Here is a 19151-nt window from a genome sequence, read left to right on the forward strand (position 1 = left end):
GGCGGAGGTAGTAGCTCGTGCAGCACGAGGTCGTCGCGCGCAGCGAGATCTCCGAGTCCGGACTCAGATCCGTGCTTCCTTGTGACACCGGGTGCGGGGCGGGCGCAGTGGCCGCCGCCGCGACCCCCGGCAGGCCGACCGCTGCGGTGAACAGCACAGCCGAAACCGCGGCCCCGCGGGCACGGCGGGTACGCGTCATGGATCTCCTCGTCACTGGCCTATCTCCTCAGGAGTGGGCTCTGTCAGCCAGGAGCCGACCGTGTCTGGAGGAACAGTGCTCTGAGGACACCCCTGTTGTCAGGAGCCAACTCAAGCCAATGAACGGGAGGTTGAGTCACGTCTTCCGCGCTGTGGGGAATGGTGGCGCTGACAATTTCTCCGCCGCGAAGGGTGACTGATGATTCGGGTACCGGTTTCCTCCCGATAACAGCCCTCAGACGGGGGGAAACCGGTACCCGGTTCCCCGGCCCGGGCACAGCCCGGCACTTCACTCGGGTCGCTGAGCGCCCGGCAAGCCGACTCCGCCCACGGTTCTGAACGGGGCGGGGCAACTCGTCATCCCCGGAGGGTCGGTCACTGCAAGCGACGTGATCACCGGCGGGCGGATCGAGTTCTTCGAGGAGACCGGGATCGACCTCAGGCAAGCCACCGTGCGCCAGCAGATGAAGTGCATCGGGGACGCGTGGTCCCGCGTCATCGACCAGCAGTACGGTGCGCACTGCGTCTACCAGCAGGTGCAGGACGTGGAGTTCGTCCAGAACACCTGCAACAAGAACATCCAGGGACAGGGGCAGCTCCCGCAGGACGAGGAGCTCCATCTCACGCAGGCCTATGACGCCTCCGTCGTGAGCAAGCTGTTCGGGCCCATCTCGCGGACCGATCTGACAACCGGCTGGCGCGGTGTCCAGTACAACCGGCTCGACGCCCAGAACAAGAAGAAGGCCGAGCAGAAGTCGCAGGACTCGGGAAGCTGGTACGTGACGGCAGTCCAGCAACTGCAGACCGCTCCATAACGGGTGTTGTGGGGGCGGCGAGGTTTTTGAGTCCGTCCCGGGTGCGGGGCAGAGGCGGTCTCTCCCTGTACCTCGTACCTCGTTTACGTGAGTATGAATTCGGGCACACCTTCACAAAGATTCTGCCGGCCCCCTTATTCGGAGAATTCCCCGGGAGACTCAGACGGCAGATCATGAGTGGACGGGGGTGTTCGACGATGGGCACTGACCGACTGCCTCAGGTCGCAGATCAGGAAATTGGAGTGCGACGGCGGCGGCTACTGGCAATGGCCGTGCTCACACCGGCAGTTGCGAAACTAGGAGCCGTCGACGCCCAGGCCGTGCCCACGCAGGAACGTCGGAGCCGGACGCGGAGCCCCATCACCCCAGTGCCCACGACAATGGCATCCTGGGCCGATGTCGCGGAAGCGCTCGGGCGTACCGGCAACATGATCCACGGCCTCTACTACCACACGCCCTTCCCGCGATGGGATCTCCACGTCGTCTCCCACGGAATCACCATCACCTCCGGGCTGGCCCTGGGCTCTCACGCATCGTTCGTCCGGTACAGCGACGGGAGCACGCTGGTCATGGGCGACCTGGTGGTCCCCGAGAGCAAACTGCAGAAGCTCATCGACTCCTTGCAGGCACATGGCTTCATGCAGACAGCGATCCACAAACACCTGCTCGCACAAACCCCCTCAGTGTGGTGGACGCACATTCACGCGCACGGTCACAACCCCATCACTTTGACCCGAGGACTGCGCACCGCCCTGGAGGAGAGCGGCACCCCACCCCCTCCCCGAATAAAGCCACCAGTTCTTCTCGACCTCGATACGGCGGGAATCGACGCCGCTCTGGGCGTCAGGGGAACCGCCGGCACCGATGTCTATACCTGCACATTCATCCGCCGGGAAACGATCGTCGATGACGGTCGTGTACTGCCCCCTGGTCTCGCCGCAACGACCGCCCTCAACTTCCAGCCCATCGGCCGCGGCCGCGCTGCGCTCAACGGCGACTTCGTCATGGTCGCCCACGAAGTGCAAGATGTCATCGCGGCGTTGCGCCACGGCTTCATCGATCTCGTCGAGTTGCACAACCACGGCCTCACAGAAGAACCACGCTTGTTCTTCACCCACATCTGGGCAGTCGACGACGCTGTCAAACTCGCCCGAGCCCTTCGCCCCGCCGTATCGGCCACCAACGCCGTGCCCGCCCCTACCTCTGCCGTCCTGGCGGCTGCCTGACAACTTACGAGCGACAGCCCGTGATCCAGCGGTACGAGGACGGCCACGCCCAGGGGGCACAGAGCCACGGCGAGCAGTCGCCCGAACCACGGTCCGACCAGTATGAGCGTGATCAGGGGCACGACCAACGCCACATACCACGCAGCGCACTTCTGCAGCGGCGTACCCCGGCGCACGTACCGCGTCAGCCACTGCATTGCCGCACGCACCAGGTATGACCGTGATCGCCCGCCCCTCCTGCCAGCGCACCTCGCGTCCCGCGACCCACACCCGAGTGCGCCCTTGTCTGATCACAACCCCCATGGGGGCACATTACGTCAGGATGCCGCCGCAACTTGGCGACGGGAGAGCGCGTCGGAGGTCTTGGCCGTGATGCAGAGCGAAGCGGCGAGCGTGAGGACGAGCGCGGCGCCGACGGCGAAGATGCTGCCGGTCGCGACGGGCGCCGGGTCGGTCTGGGAGCGGGCGGAGCCGGTGAGGAAGGGGACGACGGCCAGGACGCCGACACCGAGCGCGACTTCGGTCCAGACGACCTTGGGGAAGTGGTGCAGCGTGAGGTGCAGGAGGGAGGCCGTGGCGTCGGTCCGGCGGGCGCGGGCGATGCGCGGCATCAGCCAGAACTGGTTGAAGCCGCCGGCCGCGACCATGCCGAGCACCAGCAGGGTCTTGATGAGCAGGAAGAGACCGTAGGTCGTCGTCCACAACTGCCCGATGCTGCCGACGTGCTTCCACGACATCCACAGGCCGGACGTCAGCACTGCCCCGACGCATATCAGGGCGACCAGGCTGAATCGCCGCCAGATGTCCGCCCACAGCAGGCCGGCGTTCTCGCCAAGGTGGCGGCGGGCTCCGGCGAGGGTGACGAGCAGGGCCAGTCCGCCGGTCCACACCGTGCCGCTGACGATGTGGGCCTGGTCGAAGACGAGGTCGAGCACGCGGTCCGCGTCCGCCGGAGCGGTGGCCGGTATGGCCGCGATGAGCGTCACCGCGACCGACAGCGGCAGCGCGGTCAGCGCGAGGGTGTTGAGGTGAGGACGTGCGCGCGGGCTGAACAGGGCGATCAGCGCGGCGGATGCCAGCAGAAGCGCGATGTTCTGGGTCAGGTAGATCGTGCCCTGCGGTATCCATGCGCCCGGTGCTGCGGGTGCGCGGAGGAAGTCCAGGATCCGTCCCGGCGCGAGCGCATCCCCGAACGGCATGCCCTTGCCGGCCCGGGCCACCCGGGCCGCGAGCTGGAAGTAGCCCGCCACCAGCAGCACCAGCCCGGCCCACGCCATGGACGTCGCGATCCGCTGCCGCAGGGCCGCGATGTCGCCGCGCTCGTTCTCCGGTGCGCGCAGCGCCGGGCGTACCGCTGCCGCGTAGGTCACGGTGAAGCCGATGGCACCACACAGGCCAATGAAATAGCCGGATTTGGTCAGAATTCGCCACAAGGGTGGGGTGGTGTAGGCCGTGGCCGTGGCGAGGTGCATCAAGCTCATGAAGGTAAGGCTAACCTAAATATTGGTGCTGACCTCGGCCAGGAGCCGCTGCCGGGCTGTGGGATCGGGTTGGGCGATCTCGGCCTGCTGGGCGACTTCGTGCAGTACATGGGAGGCGGTCTGGTCGAGGGGCGCGGAGTCCAGTGCGCGCAGGGCGCGGTGCTGGAGGGTTTTGATTGCCCCCTCACAGATGACGCGCTGCAAGGCGGTACCCGCGTAGGCGGGTGGGTCGTTGACGTCGTCCCAGTGCTGGAAGACGGCGAGGAGGGCTTCCTGCACCGCGTCGAGGGCGGTGTCCAGGTCAGGGGTGTTGGGGCAGGCCTGCGCGAGCAAGCGGCGGAAACGCGTGGCGTAGAACTCTTCGAAAGTGGGTTTCTCCGACGGCAGGGGGGTGCCCCCGCCATGGCGGGGGCTGGTGCTCGGCTTCACCGAGTGCGGTCCTCCAGGGTGGCGAGTACGGGACGCGGGCGGTGAGCGTGCTGCTCGTCGGCGGACTGCCGGTTCAGTGCCAGCGTGATTTGCAGCGCGAGCACCAGGATTGCCACCACGAGCGCGGCGAAGGAGATCCGCTCTCCGACCGTCATCGCTTGCCACCGGCCTTTCGGCTCGGTCCTGACGATGCGCGTCGTGCAGCAATGGAAGAGCCGGCAGGCGGCTATCCGGCAGAGGAACGGCACGATGACGACGAGTGCGGCGAAGAGGGCGACGGCAGCGGGAGGACTGAGCAGCCGGGGGCGGTGGAAGAGAAAGAAGGCGAGGATGCCTATGGCGCTCGCCAGCCCCAGAAAGACGGAACTCCTGTGAGGCGTATCGGCTTTGAGATGCCATGGCCTGCGCCGGGGTGCGAAGAGGTTTTTCACTTCGCGGCTGCGAACATGCACCCAGTCCGCATCCTGGCTGGTGATTTTGACGGTGATGTGGACCGGAGTGATGGAGACGTGCAGTTCGTGCCTGGTGCTGGCCGCCTTCATCTCCAGGTTGGTGAGCAGGACTTGCGCCTCCGTGGGAGTCGCCTCCCGGACCTCTTCGTGGTCGATCAGCTCGGACGGGCTGGCGGCCCGCACCTTGATGCTGGGCGAGTTCGGCTGAGGGGTGTAACAGGTTGCGAACTCGATCGCCCCGTCGTCCGCGAAGTGCCGTTTGAACAGGCGGTGCAGTTCTTCCACGGTCCTGCGCTTCACCCCGCAGGACCGGATTCGGAATTCGTCGTACGAGACCAAAGGAAACCGCTCTTTTCTTGGGCGTTGACGCACCTCGATGAGGACGGCGGATCCCCGCTGCTTGGCCGAGACTCGGGGGATGGATCGCCGAGGACACCAGTACCAGCGAGGCGCGTCCGATGTCCAACTCGCAGATATCTGCTGCGGGTTGGTCGGGTGTGTCAGTTTTATGATCACTGATGCGCTGCTGAATGCGCCCGGTTCGGTCGTTTTGGACCCGCATGTATGCGCGAGGGGTGTGCTTGCGAGGTGTGACTCTCTGGCCAATGCCTGGCGGCGCGGGCGGTACGGCGTCTCGCTTCGGCCGAACCGGCGGTGAAATCGCCGGAATCCAGTCGCGGAAATGTTGCGCAAGAGTTGCGGCCGTCACGGATCCAGGGCGGCGCCCCAAAGACATCAGGCGGAAGCCGTTACGGCTTCCGCCTGACGGTGCCTGTCCCCGAGTCTCGGCCAGAGCGCAAGACAGGCTTTCTCATCGGTGCGTTGATGCGTTGATAACGCCCGCACCAAATATAGAGAGCACAGCTCCCCGGAACGTTGAAGTCGATACGGTTACGCCCGCCTCGAACGTCAGACCGGCGCTTAACTCATCCGCAGCGCGAGGAAGAAGTCGAGCTTGTCCTCCAGGCGGGACAGGTCGCGGCCCGTCAGCTGCTCGATGCGGCCCACCCGGTACCGGAGGGTGTTGACGTGCAGGTGGAGCCGGGTGGCGCAGCGGGTCCAGGAGCCGTCGGACTCGAGGAACGCCTCGAGGGTGGGGATGAGTTCGGCGCGGTGGCGGTGGTCGTAGTCGCGCAGGGGGTCCAGGAGGCGGGCCGTGAAAGCGCGGCGGACGTCGTCGGGGACGAAGGGGAGCAGCAGGACGTGGGAGGCGAGCTCCTGGTGGCCCGCGGCGCTGACGCGGCCGGGGCGGGCGGCGGCGACGCGGCGGGCGTGGCGGGCCTCTTCCAGGGCGCCGCGCAGGCCTTCGGCGGAGTGGACGGCGGCGCTGACGCCGAGGGTGAGGCGGCCGTCGCCGTCGAGGCCGCGGGAGAGGGGTTCGCGGATGGCGGCGAGGAGGGCGTCGGCGTGCAGGCCCGCGTCGGAGGAGACGGGGGCCAGGGGCTCGTCCGTTCCGGTGGCGGCGGGGGCGGGCACGGCGGGCAGCGGCACCAGGGCGACGGCCTCGTCGCCCGCGTCGGCGACCGCGATGCGGTCGGAGGGTTCGGCGCCCGGCGTGTCCGGGGCGACCAGGATCTCCTCGAGCAGGGCCTGTGCGACGGTCCCGGCGGGGAGGTCGGAGTCGTCCCACTCGACGCGGGCGACGACGACCTGCCAGTGCGGGGCGGTGACCGGCCCGGGCAGCAGGACGGGGGCGGCCACGCGCAGCCGGGCGGCGATCTCGCCGGGCGCGGCACCGGTCTGGACGAGCTCCAGGACCTCCTGGGCGAGGCGGCGCCGTACCGTACGGGCCGCGTCGCGCCGGTCGCGCTCGACGGCGATCAGCTGGGTGACGCCGTGCAGCAGGTCGAGCCGCTCGGCGGGCCACTCCCCGGCGTCGGCCCCGACGGCGAGCAGCCAGTCGGAGAGCACGCTGCCCCGCGGGTCGTGCGGGCCCTGCGGGGCCGGGGCGCCGGCGCTGCCGTGGATGGGGAAGAGGGAGTACGTGCAGCCCTCGGCGAAGACCCGGTGCGGGTCGGGGCGGCCGGCGCGGGAGGCGGCGAGGTACTCGCCGGCGAGGGTGGCGCCGACCTGGGGGGCGAGGGCCGGGCCCGAGCCGCCGGAGGCGATCGGGCGGCCGGTGGGGGAGAGCACCCAGGCGCGCAGGTCGAGGTCGGAGCCGAGCAGGTCGAGGACGACCTCCGGGCCGCCGCCGGCCGGGCCCGAGGTCATCAGGCGCCGGTGCCGGTCCACGACCGCGGCCAGATCGCCGGCGCGCTCGCCGGAGACCTGCCGCACGACGTGCTCGGTGATGGACGCGAAGGAGACGGTCTCGTCCACGGAGAACAGCGGCATCCGGTGCCGTGCGCAGGCCTGGACCAGGTCGTCGGGGGTGGAGCTGATCTCCGCCTCGCCCGCGGCGAGCCCGGCCACCCCGGCGGAGGCCAGGATGCGCACGAAGCGCTCGGAGTCCTCCGGCTCGCGCCGCCAGGCGAGGCCGGTGAGTACCAGCTCGCCGCCCGCGAGGTAGCGGCTGGGGTCGCGGAGGTCGGTGGTCATCACGCCGCGTACGGTGCGGTCGAGCTCGTCCTCGCCGCCGAGCAGCCGAAGGCCCAGCGCTTCGGTCTCCAGCAGTGCGCGCAGCCGCATCGTGGGTCGCCGCCGATCTCTCTCGTGTGCCGGATGTTTCCGGTGGAATGCCTGTGGAATGCCGTGAGGTTTCAGCACGCCGTCTTTCGTTCGAATCTACAAGACAGGTGCCCTGGCCAGCCAACCGCTTCATGTTTTCGGTGACTGCACGGCCGCGTCGGCTCTCCCCTGTACTGGGGCCAACCCCCACCTGTACGGGGCCAACCCCCCACCGGACGCGCCTCGAACGGCCTCGAGCCCGAGAAGAGATCATCCATGGACTTCCTGCGCCCCGCCAATTGGGAGGAGGCTCTCGCCGCCAAGGCCGAGCATCCGACCGCCGTGCCGATCGCCGGCGGCACGGATGTGATGGTCGAGATCAACTTCGATCATCGCAGGCCGCAGTACCTGCTGGATCTCGGCCGCATCGGCGAACTGCAGGCCTGGGAGAGCGGCGGGGACGAGGTGCGGCTCGGCGCCGCCGTCCCGTATGCCGCGATCATCGAGCACCTGCACGGCCCGCTGCCCGGGCTCGCCCTCGCCGCCCGCACCGTGGGCTCCCCGCAGATACGCAACCGCGGCAGCGTCGGCGGCAACCTCGGCGCGGCCTCCCCGGCGGGCGACTCGCACCCCGCGCTGCTGGCGGCGGGCGCGCAGGTCGAGGCGGAGTCGGTGCGCGGCACCCGGCTCATCCCCGTCGACGACTTCTACACCGGTGTGAAGCGCAACGCCCTCGCGCCGGACGAACTGATCCGCGCGGTCCGCATCCGCGGGGCGAGCGGCCCGCAGCAGTTCTCCAAGGTCGGCACCCGCAACGCGATGGTCATCGCGGTCTGCGCGTTCGGCCTCGCGCTGCACCCCGACACCCGCACCGTGCGCACCGGCATCGGATCGGCCGCCCCGACGCCCGTACGGGCGCGCGCGGCCGAGGAGTTCCTCGCCGCGGTGCTGGACGAGGGCGGGCACTGGGAGTCGGGACGGCCCGTACCGCCGTCCGCCGCGGCCGAGTTCGCGGCGCTGGCCTCGGGGGCCTGCAACCCGATCGACGACGTCCGCGGCAGCGCCGCCTATCGCAGGCGCGCCGTGGGGATCATGGCCCGGCGCACGCTCGGCTGGGCCTGGGACACCTACACCACGGGGGAGAGGAGCGCGCGGTGCGCGTGAACGTCACGGTCAACGGCCGTCCGCGGCAGGCCGACGACGTATGGGAGGGCGAGAGCCTGCTGTACGTCCTGCGCGAGCGCCTGGGCCTGCCGGGCTCCAAGAACGCCTGCGAGCAAGGGGAATGCGGCTCCTGTACGGTGCGCCTCGACGGCGTCCCGGTCTGTTCCTGCCTGGTGGCGGCGGGACAGGCCGAGGGCCGCGAGGTCGTCACCGTGGAGGGGCTCGCGCCCGGCGGCGAACTCGCGCCGGTGCAGCGGGCGTTCGTCGACGCCGGGGCCGTGCAGTGCGGCTTCTGCACCCCGGGCCTCCTCGTCGCCGCCGACGATCTGCTCGAGCGCAACCCCGACCCCTCCGACGCGGATATCCGCGAGGCCCTGGCCGGCAACCTCTGCCGGTGCACCGGCTACGAGAAGATCCTCGACGCCGTACGCCTGGCGGCGGCCCGCACGGGAGAGGGCACCCCGCGATGAGCGTCGCACGCACCCCCACCAGCCGTGCCGACGGCCGCATCGGCGACTCCGCCCTCCGCCCCGACGGCACCCTCAAGGTGACCGGTGAATTCGCCTACGCCTCCGACCTGTGGCACGACGACATGCTGTGGGGCTTCACCCTCCGCAGCCCGTACCCCCACGCCCGGATCGTCTCCGTCGACATCTCCGAGGCCCTCGCCACGGCGGGAGTGGCCACCGTCATGACGTACGACGACCTCCCGGCGACCACCCGGTACGGGCTGGAGTTCCAGGACACCCCCGTCCTCGCCGACGGCGTCGTGCGCTACCACGGCGAGCCCGTGGCCCTCGTCGCCGCCGACCACCCCGAGACGGCGCGGCGCGCCGCCGCGAAGATCCGCGTCGAGTACGAGCAACTCCCGGTCGTCACCGACGAGAAGAGCGCCACCGCCCCCGACGCACCCGTCCTGCACCCCGGACGTACGGACGGCCACGCCGCACACGTCCCGCACCCCAACATCGTGCACCGGCAGCCCGTCGTGCGCGGCGACGTCGAGGCCGCGCGGGCCCGGGCCCACGCCGTCGTCACCGGCGACTACGAAGTGGGCATGCAGGACCAGGCGTTCCTCGGCCCCGAGTCGGGCCTCGCCGTGCCCGCCGAGGACGGCGGCGTCGACCTCTACATCGCCACCCAGTGGCTGCACGCCGACCTGCGCCAGATCGCCCCCGTCCTCGGCCTGCCCGAGGACAAGGTGCGCATGACCCTCTCCGGCGTCGGCGGCGCCTTCGGCGGGCGCGAGGACCTGTCGATGCAGGCCCACGCCTGTCTGCTCGCGCTGCGCACCGGCCGCCCGGTGAAGATCGTCTACAACCGGTTCGAGTCCTTCTTCGGCCACGTCCACCGCCACCCCGCCCGGCTCCACTACGAGCACGGCGCCGACCGCGACGGCAAACTCCTCTACGTACGCGCCCGCATCGTGCTCGACGGCGGGGCGTACGCCTCCTCCTCCCCGGCCGTCGTCGGCAACGCCGCCTCGCTCGGCGCGGGCCCGTACGTCGTCGACAACGCCGACATCGAGGCCCTCGCCCTCTACACCAACAACCCGCCCTGCGGCGCGATGCGCGGCTTCGGCGCGGTGCAGGCGTGCTTCGCCTACGAGGCCCAGATGGACCGGCTCGCGGCCGAACTCGGCCTGGACCCGGTCGAGTTCCGCCGCCGCAACGCCATGACGCAGGGCGCGGTCATGCCGACCGGCCAGGTCGTCGACTCCCCGGCGCCGGTCGCCGAGCTGCTGCGCCGCGTCAAGGCCAGGCCGCTGCCCCCGCAGCGGCAGTGGGAGACCGCCGGCGGCACCCCGGATCTGCGGGCCCTGCCCGGCGGGCTGTCCAACACCACCCACGGCGAGGGCGTCGTGCGCGGCGTCGGCTATGCGGTCGGCATCAAGAACGTCGGTTTCTCCGAGGGGTTCGACGACTACTCCACCGCCCGGGTGCGCATGGAGGCCGTCGGCGGCGAGCCCGTCGTCACCGTGCACACCGCGATGGCCGAGGTGGGCCAGGGCGGGGTGACCGTGCACACCCAGATCGCCCGCACCGAGCTGGGCGTGGAGCGGGTCGTGCTCCACCCCGCCGACACCCGCGTCGGCTCGGCGGGTTCGACCTCCGCCTCCCGCCAGACCTATGTCACCGGCGGCGCGGTCAAGCACGCCTGCGAGGCCGTGCGCGAGCAGGTGCTCGCCCTCGGCCGGTCCCGCTTCGGCTCGTACCACCCGGCCTGGGTGACGGCCGAACTCCTGCTGGAGGACGGCAAGGTGGTCACCGACGGCGGCGAGGTGCTCGCCGGGCTGGCGGACGTCCTCGGCAGCGAGGTGGTGGAGGCGGAGCTGGAGTGGCGGCACCGGCCCACCGAGCCCTTCGACGTGAGGACGGGCCAGGGCTTCGGCCATGTCCAGTACTCCTTCGCCGCGCACCGTGCCGTCGTCGAGGTCGACACCGAGCTCGGCCTGGTCAAGGTCGTCGAACTCGCCTGCGCCCAGGACGTCGGCAAGGCGCTCAACCCGCTGTCCGTCATCGGCCAGATCCAGGGCGGGACGACCCAGGGGCTGGGGCTCGCCGTGATGGAGGAGATCGTCGTCGCGGACGACGGACGCGTACGCAACCCCTCCTTCACCGACTACCTCATCCCCACCATCCTCGACACCCCGGCCATCCCGGTCGACATCCTCGAACTGGCCGACGAGCACGCCCCGTACGGGCTGCGCGGTGTGGGCGAGGCGCCGACCCTGTCCTCGACTCCGGCCGTCGTCGCGGCCATCCGCCAGGCCACGGGCCTGGCGCTGGCCCGCGTACCGGTCCGCCCGGAGCATCTGACCGGGTCCTGACCTTCACAGTCCTCTCGCCATAGTCCTCTCGCCTCGGGCCGTCCCCCGGGTCGGGTGCAGCCTCATGTCATCCCAAGGAGCAGGCACACCATGACCCAATCCCCCACGCGGCCGGCGACCACGGCCGAGGACGCGGGCGAGGGCTCGCGGCCCCCGGCCGGACGGTCCTGGCTCGACCGCTACTTCCACATCTCCGACCGGGACTCCACGCTCGCGCGGGAGGTGCGCGGCGGCATCACCACCTTCATGGCGATGTGTTACATCCTCCTGCTCAACCCCCTGATCCTGTCCGGCAAGGACGCGCACGGCCACGTCCTCGGCCACACCGCTCTGATCACGGCGACCGCGTTCGCCGCGGCGGTGTGCACCCTGCTCATGGGCCTCGTCGGCAAGGTCCCGCTCGCCCTGGCCGCCGGACTGAGCGTCTCCGGCGTGCTCTCCACTCAGGTCGCCCCGCACATGAGCTGGCAGCAGGCCATGGGCATGTGCGTGATCTACGGCGCGGTCATCATGCTGCTCGTCCTCACCGGGCTGCGCGAACTCATCATGAACGCCCTGCCGTTGGCGCTCAAGCACGCCATCACCATGGGCATCGGCATGTTCATCGCGCTCATCGGCCTGGTCAAGGCGGGCTTCGTGCACGCCTCGGCCGGCGGCGGCCCGGTCACCCTCGGCCCGGCCGGCGAACTGACGGGCTGGCCCGTGCTGGTCTTCTGCGTCACGCTCCTGACCGTCTTCGTGCTCCAGGCCCGCAACGTCTCCGGCGCCATCCTCATCGGCATCGTCTTCGGCACCGTCCTCGCCGTCGTCGTCAACGCGACGGCCGCCCCCGGTACGCGCGCCTGGAAGAACGGGCCGCCCGAACTGGCCGGCGGCGCCGTCTCGATGCCCGACTTCTCGCTCTTCGGGCACGTCGCGTTCGGCGGCTGGGGCTCGATCGGCGCCATGAGCGTCGGCATGATCGTGTTCACGCTGGTGCTGGCCGGGTTCTTCGACGCCATGGCCACCATCATCGGCGTGGGCACCGAGGCCGGCCTCGCCGACGGCCGCGGCCGGATGCCCGGCCTCAGCCGGGCCCTGCTCATCGACGGCGCCGGCGGTGCGATCGGCGGCATCGGCGGGGCGTCCGGCCAGACCGTCTTCATCGAGTCCGCGACGGGCGTGGGGGAGGGCGCCCGTACCGGCCTGTCCTCCGTGGTGACCGGACTCCTCTTCGCCGCCTGCCTGTTCCTCACCCCGCTCACCCGCATCGTGCCCGGCGAGGTCGCGGCGGCGGCACTGGTGGTGATCGGCGCGATGATGATGGGCAACGCCCGCCACATCGACTGGAACGACCGGGCCGTGGCCATCCCGGTCTTCCTGACGGTCACCCTGATGCCGTTCACCTACTCCATCACCGCGGGCGTCGGCGCCGGTGTCATCTCCTACACCGTCATCAAGGCCGCCGAGGGCAAATGGCGCGCACCGGGCGCCTTCATGTGGGCGCTCACCCTGGTCTTCGCCGTCTACTTCGCCCTGCATCCCATCGAGAACTGGCTCGGCATCAAAGGGAGCTGAGGGGAGCCGACGTGCTGGACATCGCCGAAGAGCTGCACGCGTGGTGCGAGAAGGGCCGCGACTTCGCCGTCGCCACGGTCGTCGCCGTCCGGGGCAGCGCCCCGCGGCAGCCCGGTGCCGCCCTCGCGGTCGACACCGACGGCGAGGCGGTGGGGTCGGTGTCGGGCGGCTGCGTCGAGGGCGCGGTGTACGAGCTGTGCCGCGCCGCCCTCGACAGCGGCGAGAGCGTCCTCGAACGCTTCGGCTACTCCGACGAGGACGCCTTCGCCGTGGGCCTGACATGCGGAGGTGTCCTCGACGTCCTGGTCACACCGGTGCGGGCCCGCGACCCGCAACGGACGCTGTACTCCGCAGCGTTGGCGTACGCCGCGCGCGGTGAGCCGGTCGCGCTGGCGCGTCCCCTCACGGGAGCGGCGGGCGCACTGCTCGTCCGCTCCGACGGCACGGGCACCGGCACCCTTGGTGGCGCCCGCGAACTCGACTTCGCCGCACGGGCGGAGGCCGCGGCGCTGCTCGACGCGGGGCGCACCGGAATGGTGGAGGCCGGCTGCGAGGCCAGTCGCACCCCGCTCTTCGTCGAATGCCGCGTCCCCCCGCCCCGCATGATCGTCTTCGGCGCCGTCGACTTCGCCGCGGCCCTCGTCCGCGCCGGCAAGTTCCTCGGCTACCACGTCACCGTCTGCGACGCCCGCCCCGTCTTCGCCACCGCCCGCCGCTTCCCCGACGCCGACGAGGTCGTCGTCGACTGGCCCCACCGCTACCTCGACACCCAGCACCTGGACGCCCGTACGGTCCTGTGCGTCCTGACCCACGACGCCAAGTTCGACGTGCCGCTGCTGGAGCGGGCGTTGCGGCTGCCGGTCGCGTACGTGGGTGCGATGGGCTCGCGGCGTACGCACGAGGCCCGGCTCGACCGGCTGCGTGAAGTGGGCTTGAGCGAGGGGGAGTTGGCGCTGCTGCATTCCCCCATTGGCCTCGACCTCGGCGCCCGTACGCCGGAGGAGACGGCGCTGTCCATCGCCGCCGAGATCGTCGCGGTCCGGCGTGGCGGCACGGGGGTGTCGCTGACGGGGGCGGGGGTGCCGATCCATCGCGAGGCGGTGGCATGACCTCGTTCAGTTCAGGATCACCGGCAGACTCCGGAGCCCGTGGACCATCGCCAGCCGGTGGAACGGAACCTCGCACTCATCGATCGCGAGTCGCATGCGGGGGAATCGCTCGACCAGACGCCGATAGGCGATCCTCAGCTCCATGCGGGCCAGTTCCGCGCCCAGGCAGCGGTGAGGGCCGTGGCCGAAGGCCAGGTGGCGCCGGCCCGCGCGGGCCTGTGACGGCTCGGCGCTCGTGTCGTGGTTGGCGCGCAGCAGGGAGCACATCACCACGTCCCCCTTGGCCACCTGGTGATCACCCAGCTCGCAGGCTTCGAGGGCATAGCGGGGGAAGGCGACCTGCACCACGGTGAGACGGCGCAGAAGGTCCTCCACCAGATCGTCGACGGCGTGGGAGTCGGCGGCTCGTTCGCGGGCCCGGGGGTCACGGAGGAGAGCGAGCGTCCCGAGCGCCAGCATGCCGGCGGTGGTCTCCAGGCCACCGGTGAGCACGCCGTCGGCCAGGCCTGCCAGCGTGCGGTCGTCCAGGTCGGCCCCACGGGTCACCATGGTGCCCAGGAGACGGTTTCCGGGATCGCCGCGCTCGTCGGCGATCAGCTGTTCCAGGCGGGTCACGGAAGAGGAGACGGCGCCGAGCAGAGCGTCCAGGCCCGGGACGATGTCGAAGCGTTCGGTACTCAGCCGCTGGAAGTCCGCAAGGTGCGAGGCCGGAATCCCGAGCAGCTCGCACATGGTGCGGGTCGGCACGGGCCAGGCGAAGTCCTGTGCGAGGTCGACGGGTTGGGGCCGGCCCGCGATGAGGTCGAGTTGTTCGTCCACGATCCGCCGGATCCGCGGCTCGAGGTGGCGCAGCCCGCGGACCGTGAACTCGGGGGCGAGGATGCGCCGCAGTCTGCCGTGCAGAGGCGGGTCGCACGTGCCCAGGCCGCCCAGCACCTGCCCGCGCGTGAACTGCCCCATGTAGGGGAGCCGGGCCGGGTCGTTGCTGAACATGTCGTCGGCGGCGAGGACGTGCCGGACCTGGTCCGGGCTGTTGACCAGCCACATGTTCACGCCGAACCCCAGTGGCGCCGGGGTCACCTTTTCCCAGAGGGTTCCACGGGGCGGTTCAGGGGAGGCCAGGCCGTCTCGCCGGAAGAGATCCATGACCGGCTCGGGAACCAGCTCCAGCAGTGCCGCATCGCCTCCCCTCCGGACCGCACGCCGGAGTCGTCCACGCAGCAGATGCCCGGACAATGTGCTTCCGAGCCCCATGGATTCCCCCTTCGTGCCCGGCTGAGAGCTACCGGGCTACCCATGGGCACAGCTGCCGACGCCCGGCGGACGGGTGGCTAACCCTTTGGAGTGATAACCCGCCCCCGGCGCTGTGGCACGTGCGCCTCAGGGAAGGAACTCCCGGAACTGGCTCGGGAACGGCCTCATGGCAGTGCGGGGAACCTCATGACGGACTTCCGTGTGCTGGCGCGCGTCGTGCGCCCGCGAGGCGGGGCGGCGACGTCCGGCCGCGCCTATCAAGTCGGCCTGGCCCGGGAAGCGTCGGACGTGCGCAGCGCCCAGCGGCTGCGTTACGAGGTCTTCGGCATGGAACAGGGCGCCCGTCTGCCGTCGGCCGGCTCCGGGCTGGACGCGGACGGCTTCGACGATCTCTGCGACCACCTCCTCGTGCGGGACGAGGCAACGGCCGAGGTGGTGGGAACCTACCGGCTCCTGCCCCCTGGCCGGTCGGAACGACTCGTCGCGGACGGCGAGTTCGCACTCGATGCCCTTGCACCGCTGCGCGGTGCCCTGGTGGAGGCAGGCCGGGCCTGCGTACAGCCCGCGCATCGCAACGGGTGGGCGCTGCAAGCCATGTGGGCGGGCATCCTGCGCTACATGACGGACCAGGGGCTGGGCTGGATCTGCGGCTGCACCTCGGTGTCACTGGCGGACGGAGGTGACCGGGCGGCCGCCGTGTGGGAAGCGGTCCGGGCACGGCATCGTGCCCCTGCTGAATACCAGGTGCGCCCCCGGACTCCCTGGCTGCCGCAACAAGCCGGTCCCGTCAAACCGGCCGCCATTCCGTCACTGCTCCGCGGTTACCTCGCGCTGGGCGCCTGGGTCTGCGGACCGCCCGCACTCGACAGCGACTTCCGGACCGCCGACCTGTTCACGCTGCTGTCGTTGGACCGGGTGCCGGAAGACCGGCTCCGCCCGTTGCGGGCAGCAGTAGCATGACCGAGCCGCAGCCCGGCCTCGGCCCGTGGCGTCCCAGTTCCCCCTGCGGACGCTCCTGCCTGCCGACAAAGGTGCGACAGGACCGGGTGGGACCTCTCCTGCGGGTGCTGCGGCTGACGGCGACGCTGCTGGCCGTCCTGGCGATCGTCTGCCCCGCCCTGTCCTTCGCGGCGGGACGGCGGGTGGGGCTGTGGACCTATCGCTGTTGGATCAGGGCAGTCGTACGAGCCCTCGGGGTGCGCGTGCGCCTCGTGCCGCACGGGTACGCGCATGAGGCGAGGAACACGGTCCCCGGACTCCTGGTGAGCAACCACACTTCTCTGCTCGACGTCCTCGTGCTTGCCGGGTACGACTCCGCCCGGCAGCTGAGCAAGGCGGACGTACGGCGATGGCCGTTCATCGGCTGGGCAGCAGTGCTGGGCCGCACCCTGTACCTCGACCGCGAGCGGCTCTCCGCCCTGCCCGCCGCCGTCGCCGGAGTCACCCGGGCATTGCGGGCCGGTGACCGGGTGTACCTCTGCCCCGAGGGAACGACATGGTGCGGCGGAGCGAGCGGGGCGTACCGGCCCGCCTTCTTCCAGGCAGCACTGGATGCGGACGTTCCTGTGTTCCCCGTGGTCCTCCGCTACCGCTCCGGCGGTCACACCACCACGGCGGCCGCGCTGGTCGGGCCCATGAGTGTCGTGGAGTCGGCGCTCCTGATCACCGCTCAGCGCGGGCTGACCGCCGAGCTGGAGCGGCTCCCGCCCGTGCGGCGCTGCCCGGCCACCGACCGGCGGACCCTGGCACGCACCGCCGAGCACGCGGTCGACCGGGCGGCGCAGTCCGCCCCCCGGCTACGGGAGCCGGGCCGAGCATGTCCCGCCCGGTTGTGAAGGATCACTCAGGGGGCATGCGGCGCGGGCTGTACAGGTGGGGACGGGCGTGCGCCCGGCATCCGAAAGGAGTCATCGCCGCATGGGTGTTCGTACTCGCCACCCTGGCGCTGCTCGACTGCTTCTGGGGCGGGACGTTCAAGGACGAGTACTCCCTGCCGGGGACCTCGGTCCAACGCGGTGCCGACCTGATCGCCGCGCACGGCAGCAACGCCGTCCGAGGTGTCAGCTCGCAGATCGTTCTCCATACGGAGCCAGGAGGGCTGGCAGTACATCAACGCGATGTCACCGCAGCCGGAGCCCGTCTGTCGCGCCTTCCTCACGTCACGGCGGTAGCCGGCCCTTTCACCACCCCGGGCACACTCTCACGGGACGGAACAACGGGGTACTTCACGGTCTGGTTCGACGATTTCCCGAGCAGGTTCGGCACGCCCTATCTCACGCGGTGCGACGACGCGGTCCATGAGCTGCGCGAGCAGGGCATCACGGTCGACTACGGCAGCCCGCTCGGAGAACTTGCGCGCCCCGCAGGGTCCGACGCACTGTCGGAGCTGATCGGTCTCGGCACCGCGCTGGCAGTGCTGCTCCTGGCCTTTCGCAGTGTCGCCGCTGCCGCAATTCCCTTGCTCACCACACTTGTTGCGCTGCCCGTCGGGCTGTGCGCGCTCCATCTGCTGGCGAACGTGTTCACGTTCGCCACGGCGGCCCCGACAGTGGCCGCCATGATGAGCCTCGGTGCCGGACTGGACTACACGCTCTTCCTGGCCACCCGGCACCGGCGCCTGCTGCACGACGTGGACGACCCGGCCGATGCCGCCGGCCGGGCCATGGCGACCAGTGGTCACGCCGTCGTCATGGCAGCGGCAGCCGTGACCCTCGCGCTGAACGGTCTCTACCTCTGCGGCACGGGCTTCATCGCGAGCCTCGCCGCTGCCGCCGGCACGACCGTACTGATCACCGCCCTCGCCACCCTCACCCTGACGCCGGCCCTCCTCGGGCTGTTCGGCCGCTCCATTGACCGGCTGCGCCTCGGCCGGCCTGTCCACGAGGCCACCGGCGCCCGGGACCTCTGGTACCGCTGGTCCCGCATCCTGGGGCGGTACCCGGGTACGTTCCTCGCCGCAGGTGTCATCGTGCTGGGCGCCGTCAGCATCCCGCTCGTCTCTGTGCACTTGGGGCACATCGACTCCGGTTCGCTGCCTGGCCATTACCCCGAGAAACGCGCGTACGAGCACGTCTCCGAGAGCTTCGGGCCCGGCGCCAACGGCCAGTTCACCATCGTCGTCGAGCTCGACCCCGCACACACCGCGAGCAGCGCCCAACGCGGCCGACTGTCCGACGCCCTCGTCGCATCTCTTGCCGGGGCCCCCGGCGTCGCCGCGGTCGCCGCACCGGTCCCCAGCGCGGATCACGCGCTGCTGACCACAACCGTCACCCCGGATACCGGCCCGCAGGACGAGAAGACCCCCGGCCTGCTCCGAAGCCTCGAACACACCGCCCTGCCCCAGGCTTTGGCCGGTACCGGTGCACACGGCTTCGTGACCGGCCTCACCGCCGCCCGGCTCACCTTCGCGGACGACCTCGTGAACAGCCTTCCTGCCATGGCGGCCTTCGTCACCACCACGGCCTTCCTCCTGCTGCTCGCCACGTTCCGCGGCCTGCTCGTCGCGGTCAAGGCCGCACTCCTCAACCTGCTGTCCGTCGGCGCAGCCCTGGCCGTCGTTATCGCCGTCTTCCAGAAAGGCTGGGGAAGCGGCCTCTTCGGCGTGTCCGCACCCGTCCCCGTAGAGCCCTATGTGCCGGTCCTGGTGCTGGCCATCGTCTTCGGCCTCTCCATGGACTACGAGATCTTCCTCATCACCCGTATCCGTGAGGCCTGGCTGCAGACCGGCGACAACCAGCAGAGCATCGCTACGGGCCTCACGGCCACCGCCCGCATCATCACCAGCGCGGCAGTCATCATGACCAGTGTCTTCCTCGCCTTCCTCCTCAGCACCGACATCGTCATCGAAATGATCGCCCTCGGCCTGGGGGCCGGCGTGCTCATCGACGCCACCCTCATGCGTCTGCTGCTGGTTCCGGCCGCCATGCACCTGCTCGGCAGGGCCAATTGGTGGCTCCCCGCACCGCTCACCCGCTGCCTGCCGCGCCCCTTGGTGCCGAGCGTCAGCCGCCGGGCGAGGGGGTAGCGTAA

The 19151-nt window shown here is 70.6% G+C and carries 16 protein-coding genes; 10 read left to right on the plus strand and 6 right to left on the minus strand.

The genetic code is table 11. The features are described 5' to 3' along the window. The coding region (locus ACV530_RS24555; protein WP_494334800.1) for a hypothetical protein at nucleotides 1-199 on the minus strand (199 nt) is incomplete at its 3' end. A 388-nt stretch (nucleotides 200-587) separates the two neighbouring features. Here ACV530_RS24555 and ACV530_RS24560 point away from each other — a divergent pair. Then, nucleotides 588-1013: a hypothetical protein gene (locus ACV530_RS24560; RefSeq protein ID WP_494334801.1), complete on the plus strand. Its 426-nt coding sequence runs from the start codon at nucleotides 588-590 to the stop codon at nucleotides 1011-1013. A gap of 368 nt (nucleotides 1014-1381) precedes the next feature. After that, nucleotides 1382-2239, plus strand: coding sequence for a DUF1259 domain-containing protein (locus ACV530_RS24565; RefSeq protein WP_494334802.1), 858 nt, complete (start codon nucleotides 1382-1384; stop codon nucleotides 2237-2239). 317 nt (nucleotides 2240-2556) lie between these two features. Here the strand turns inward: ACV530_RS24565 and ACV530_RS24570 are convergent, their stop codons facing one another. From ACV530_RS24570 to ACV530_RS24585, 4 genes are all read right to left on the minus strand, one after another. Further along, nucleotides 2557-3720 carry a copper resistance D family protein gene (locus ACV530_RS24570; RefSeq protein ID WP_494334803.1) on the minus strand — a complete coding sequence of 388 codons (1164 nt, stop codon included), beginning with the start codon at nucleotides 3718-3720 and terminating at the stop codon, nucleotides 2557-2559. Between the two features lie 15 nt (nucleotides 3721-3735). After that, nucleotides 3736-4149 carry a SigE family RNA polymerase sigma factor gene (locus ACV530_RS24575; protein ID WP_494334804.1) on the minus strand — a complete coding sequence of 138 codons (414 nt, stop codon included), beginning with the start codon at nucleotides 4147-4149 and terminating at the stop codon, nucleotides 3736-3738. Beyond that, nucleotides 4146-5117: a hypothetical protein gene (locus ACV530_RS24580; RefSeq protein WP_494334805.1), complete on the minus strand. Its 972-nt coding sequence runs from the start codon at nucleotides 5115-5117 to the stop codon at nucleotides 4146-4148. Before ACV530_RS24580 ends, ACV530_RS24575 begins: the two co-directional genes overlap by 4 nt. Nucleotides 5118-5522: 405 nt before the next feature. Next, the gene (locus tag ACV530_RS24585) at nucleotides 5523-7229 is read right to left on the minus strand and encodes a PucR family transcriptional regulator (protein WP_494334806.1); all 1707 of its coding nucleotides are present in this window, start codon (nucleotides 7227-7229) and stop codon (nucleotides 5523-5525) included. A gap of 255 nt (nucleotides 7230-7484) precedes the next feature. Between ACV530_RS24585 and ACV530_RS24590 the strand changes: the two genes are divergently transcribed. The 5 genes from ACV530_RS24590 to ACV530_RS24610 all read left to right on the plus strand — a co-directional run bounded on the left by ACV530_RS24590 (nucleotide 7485) and on the right by ACV530_RS24610 (nucleotide 13868). Next, nucleotides 7485-8372, plus strand: coding sequence for an FAD binding domain-containing protein (locus tag ACV530_RS24590; RefSeq protein ID WP_494334807.1), 888 nt, complete (start codon nucleotides 7485-7487; stop codon nucleotides 8370-8372). Next, nucleotides 8363-8842, plus strand: coding sequence for a (2Fe-2S)-binding protein (locus ACV530_RS24595; RefSeq protein WP_494334808.1), 480 nt, complete (start codon nucleotides 8363-8365; stop codon nucleotides 8840-8842). The genes ACV530_RS24590 and ACV530_RS24595 overlap by 10 nt, the downstream gene beginning before the upstream one ends. After that, a complete protein-coding gene (gene pucD / locus ACV530_RS24600; protein WP_494334809.1) occupies nucleotides 8839-11202 on the plus strand; it encodes a xanthine dehydrogenase subunit D in 2364 nt (787 codons plus the stop codon). The genes ACV530_RS24595 and pucD overlap by 4 nt, the downstream gene beginning before the upstream one ends. A gap of 90 nt (nucleotides 11203-11292) precedes the next feature. Continuing rightward, a complete protein-coding gene (locus ACV530_RS24605) occupies nucleotides 11293-12759 on the plus strand; it encodes an NCS2 family permease (protein ID WP_494334810.1) in 1467 nt (488 codons plus the stop codon). Between the two features lie 11 nt (nucleotides 12760-12770). After that, complete coding sequence (locus ACV530_RS24610) at nucleotides 12771-13868, plus strand: XdhC family protein (RefSeq protein WP_494334811.1); 1098 nt, start codon at nucleotides 12771-12773, stop codon at nucleotides 13866-13868. Between the two features lie 6 nt (nucleotides 13869-13874). On the opposite strand, the gene ACV530_RS24615 is transcribed toward ACV530_RS24610, so the two are convergent. Then, nucleotides 13875-14915 carry a cytochrome P450 gene (locus ACV530_RS24615; RefSeq protein WP_494334901.1) on the minus strand — a complete coding sequence of 347 codons (1041 nt, stop codon included), beginning with the start codon at nucleotides 14913-14915 and terminating at the stop codon, nucleotides 13875-13877. Between the two features lie 393 nt (nucleotides 14916-15308). Between ACV530_RS24615 and ACV530_RS24620 the strand changes: the two genes are divergently transcribed. The 3 genes from ACV530_RS24620 (at nucleotide 15309) to ACV530_RS24630 (ending at nucleotide 19146) form a co-directional block, all read left to right on the plus strand. Next, nucleotides 15309-16082: a GNAT family N-acetyltransferase gene (locus tag ACV530_RS24620; RefSeq protein WP_494334812.1), complete on the plus strand. Its 774-nt coding sequence runs from the start codon at nucleotides 15309-15311 to the stop codon at nucleotides 16080-16082. A gap of 86 nt (nucleotides 16083-16168) precedes the next feature. Beyond that, nucleotides 16169-16957, plus strand: a complete 789-nt coding sequence (locus tag ACV530_RS24625) for a lysophospholipid acyltransferase family protein (protein WP_494334813.1) — start codon at nucleotides 16169-16171, stop codon at nucleotides 16955-16957. 86 nt (nucleotides 16958-17043) lie between these two features. Continuing rightward, nucleotides 17044-19146 carry an MMPL family transporter gene (locus ACV530_RS24630; protein ID WP_494334814.1) on the plus strand — a complete coding sequence of 701 codons (2103 nt, stop codon included), beginning with the start codon at nucleotides 17044-17046 and terminating at the stop codon, nucleotides 19144-19146. Nucleotides 19147-19151 lie beyond the last annotated feature (5 nt).

It is taken from the genome of Streptomyces sp. SX-6 (genome assembly GCF_059089585.1).